Genomic DNA, 3,796 nt, shown 5'->3' on the forward strand with positions numbered 1-3,796 from the left:
GACGCCAACCCCCTGGGCCTCCCGCGCCGGATCGACGGCCGCCGCGAGCAGCCCTGAGACGGGCGGCGCCGCCGGCGGGGGCTGTGCGCCCTGGCGTGGAAACGGGTCCGCGCCGACGCCACCGGACGACTGGAGTGATCCCCGCCATGCGCGTCGAGGTCCGGAGCGGCATTGCCTGCGAGTGAACCAACGGAACCGCGCATTACCGCGCGGGTGTCGACTTGCGGGCGGTGGTGCCTCCGACCCCGACCTCGCGACGAGGCCGGGGGCAGGCACTCTGGTCAATTACACGGGACGTGCCTCCAGGTGACAACGGAGACCCCTACCTCGCGGGCTTTCCGGAGAGAAGCAGCGCACCGCTGCAAAGTCAAGCAGCGGTGGCGCATCCTGCAGTACGTCATTGCGAACCAAGGACTCGGGGAGGCTCGATGCTGACGGCCTGCTGCCGACCCCTGATGGTGACTATGCCGCCGGGGGAGGGTCAACTCGCGCTCATCCCTCGTTCGGGCCACTGATGACTCTCTTCATACATTGAATTAATCTTCCGTGAAGCCTTAAGGAAGGCGTAATCGACATGGCCGTCAATGGGGCGAGATCTGCGACTCTCAATATCCATTACCATGCGTCGCGGAAGCTCTGTATCGTCGAAGCCGAAGAGATATTCGACGGTCATCTCCGTTTGGGAAACCTTCCGGAAATAGACTAGTGCAGCCATTGCCACTCCTCTTCAAGGATTTCCCGCTTGAACAGCGGAACGTGTTTCTGCCAATTGTAGGATTGGTTCGCGAAGCTATGTGCTGCCTGATAGGTGGAGCCAGGGTTGTCTCGCAGATATCCCAGTTCCGCCAGTTCGTGCTCAAGGAGAAGATAGTCCTCCGGAATGGCATTTCCCGATCTCAGGCGAATCCAGGCGTCGGCGATCTCGGCATCTGCATCGAACTTTCTGATGACCACTTGGCCTGTTTCCTGATCTATTATGGGATGCTCCGTATCGAAGACATGCTTCTTGATTGATGCAACCTCTTGCTCCGAAAAGCCAGATGACCCGTTTGCCCGCTCAACGCTACGAGTATGCTCTGCGATGGCTGTGACGTCATGTGAGTCCTGAAGGAAGTTCGCATAGGCGTCCTCGGCCCAGCGCGTCTGAGCCGGATCGTCAAGGATGTCTCTGGGGCGCCGCCTTCCTCCAGTCAACCACTCGTCCGGGAGCCTTGCTCCTAGTCCACCTTTCGCGCCGACGCGGGCGAGGGTTCTGACGCTTCCCGCGCCCTTGGTGCCGATGAGTTCTGGGAGGAGACGTCCAAGAGACTCGGAGCGGTCGGCCTGGAACGCCTCCCAGGCGTTCTTCAGTGCCCGGTCCGGGTTGGCGGCCGTGGAGGCGAGGCCCGCCAGGGTCATGTTGACGCTCTTGTAGTACTCCGCCGGGTGGGTCAGGTTGTACCCGTCGATCGGGTTGACGCTGCGGACGAAGTTGATGAGTCCCGCGGTGCCCTTCACGATGCCGCCACCCAGGTGCATCATCTCCACGCCCTGCGCGACGCTGTAGTCCGCCAGGTCGAACTTGGCGCGCTCCAGGCCCGTCGGCTCCTTCGGCGCATGCGCCAGAGCGGCCCTGACCGCGGACTTGGCCCTGTCGCCGGCCTCGTTGCGCTGGCGGCGGGCCTCCTTGAGGATCTCGTGGGCGCGCTCGCGCTGCGCGGTCCCCGGGTCGGTGAAGGGAGCGGGCCTGGGCAGCGGATCGGGGCCGCTGCGGGCGGCGTTGTACGCGTCGACCTTCTCGTTGTACGCGTCCACCGCGGTCTTGGAGGCCTGCTGTCCCTTCTTGTAGAGGGCGATCGCCTCCTTCGCCTTGCCCTGCGCCCACCGCACGGTGGAGGCGTACGAGTCGAGCGCCCCGGCCGCGTCGTCGAAGGCGTCCGCGGCCTTCATCCACTCGCCGGGGTGCGTGGCGAACTTCTCGCGGAACGCGTCGGCCGCCTCACCCTTCCAGTGGCTGGAGTCCAGGCCCTTCATGCCGCGGCCGACGCTGTCGAAGGCGTCGCGGAAGTCGCGCAGGTTCTTCACCGCCGCGGTGATCTTCGAGGGGTTGCCGTGGACGAGCCCGTCCGCGTCCTCGGTCTCGCCGAGCTGCTGCTCGCCCACCTCGGCGCCGAGCGAGGAGGCCGTGCGGTCGCCCCAGTCCTCGACCTTGTCCGCGACACCTTCGGCACCGACGTACTCCAGGCCTTCGCCGATCTTGTCGGTGGCGGCGTCGATGCCCTGGCCGAGCTTCTCCTTGCCCCAGTCGACGCCGTCCCGCACCTTGTCGTATCCGGTGCCGACGAGCTTCCCGAGATCGTCGAGGCCGCCCACCAGCGTCCGCCCCAGCCCGGCTCCTCAGCCCGCCGCACCGCCGCGTCGGACGGGTCGAGCATCTCCTTCAACTCCCCGTCGACCGCCTCGCGCAGCCTGGGGTCGAGCGCGCCCGAGGTCTCCATGGAGTCCAGCAGCGCGTCCTCGACGTCGTACGCCGTGTCCTTCCAGGTCTGCTTCACCTCGGCATGCGCCTGCTGGAACGATTCGGCGCTCCAGTCGGCATCGTCGAACATGCTCTGTGTGCTGATCTCCTGCCAGGACTTGGCCTTGACCTCCTCCTCCGACAGATGGGGGTTGCCGTTCAGGGAGTTCACGGCGATCTTGAAGGTGTCCTTGACGTACTGCTCCTGCTCATGGATTGCGCCGGCGGACAGCCCGACCGCGCTCGCGAACCCGGCGCCCCGCTGCATCAGCGCCCGCACGCCCCACTCCCAGCGCTCGCAGAACGTCTCGAACTCCCCCGTCAGGCCCGCATGACCCAGCTCCAGGCCACTCAGCGCCAGATCCGAGAAGCCCCGGCCGGTCGACGCGTCCCCGATCATGCCGAGATCCTTGAGCTCCGCGTACGCGCCGTTGATGCCCTTGGCGATCTGCTCCAGCGCACCCGGGGGCACGGCCAGATCCGGATCGCTTCCACTCACCGCTGCTCTCCCCCGAGGTCGACCGCCGCCGCGTCCGGGACCACCCCGGCGACCGGCGGGAACACCATTCCGTCCTCGCTGCCCGCGTCCAGTGCCACACCCGCCGGGACCCCCAGCATCGGCACCATCACATCGAGCAGCCGCGCGCCCAGCACGGTGCGGTACTCCCACTCTCGGCCGGGGTCGCCCTGCGCGTACGCGAACCGGGCGAGCGCCGCCTCGTCCGAGAAGGCGCAGATCCATCGCACACCGCCCAGGCCGGCCGACCAGAGGCTGCCGTGCGCATCAAGCGGCACCAGTACGGCCGTACGGCGGAACTCCCCCAGCAAGGCAGCGAACTCGCGCCGTCGAGACCGGACCTCGGCCTCCTCCGCCGCCTCACCCTGCGAGGCCGTCCGCTGGATAGGGGGCGGTGGCTGCGCGTTCGATGGCCTGTTGGCCAAGTCCGCCAGTCGCATCGGACGTTCCGGCCCGCTGGCCAAGTCCGCTCGTCGCAAAGGCCGTTGCGGCCCGCCGTTCATCCAGTCCTGGGCCCCAGCCCGGTCCCCGCCATCACCCATGACGCTCATCGTCACACGATTGATTGTCTTCCCGTCGGACTTCGCGGCGTGTCCTGCCGACACGGCCGTCCTGACCTTGTCATCGTCTGCGTCACCGCTTGTGCGCCCCCGTGGTACATCGCCCCTTCCTCCGAGTCAGGGCCCTCTCCCGGCTCCGGTCGTCACCGCATGCAGCTGCGGAGGTCCGTCGGCGCCACCGCCATCGAGCGCTGGCTGCGTCCCGTCACCTACCAGAACACC

The 3,796-nt window shown here is 67.0% G+C and carries 3 protein-coding genes and 1 pseudogene; 1 reads left to right on the plus strand and 3 read right to left on the minus strand.

Annotated elements, in window-relative coordinates; translation table 11 throughout:
• Positions 1–702 precede the first annotated feature (702 nt).
• The 3 genes and pseudogenes from BJP40_RS34050 to BJP40_RS07325 form a co-directional block, all read right to left on the minus strand.
• Entirely contained in the window at positions 703–2,352 is a 1,650-nt protein-coding gene (locus tag BJP40_RS34050; protein WP_177204327.1) for a putative T7SS-secreted protein, read from the minus strand.
• A gap of 8 nt (positions 2,353–2,360) precedes the next feature.
• Positions 2,361–2,996 (minus strand): annotated as a pseudogene (locus BJP40_RS07320) (hypothetical protein); the annotation flags it as partial.
• Complete coding sequence (locus tag BJP40_RS07325; RefSeq protein WP_256220662.1) at positions 2,993–3,439, minus strand: SseB family protein; 447 nt, start codon at positions 3,437–3,439, stop codon at positions 2,993–2,995. The gene BJP40_RS07325 and the pseudogene BJP40_RS07320, both read right to left, overlap by 4 nt.
• 165 nt (positions 3,440–3,604) lie before the next feature.
• Between BJP40_RS07325 and BJP40_RS34840 the strand changes: the two genes are divergently transcribed.
• A partial coding sequence (locus BJP40_RS34840; RefSeq protein WP_218153196.1) for a hypothetical protein occupies positions 3,605–3,796 on the plus strand: 192 nt, incomplete at its 3' end.

The sequence above is a fragment of the Streptomyces sp. CC53 genome, from assembly GCF_001865245.1.
Lineage (GTDB): Bacteria > Actinomycetota > Actinomycetes > Streptomycetales > Streptomycetaceae > Streptomyces.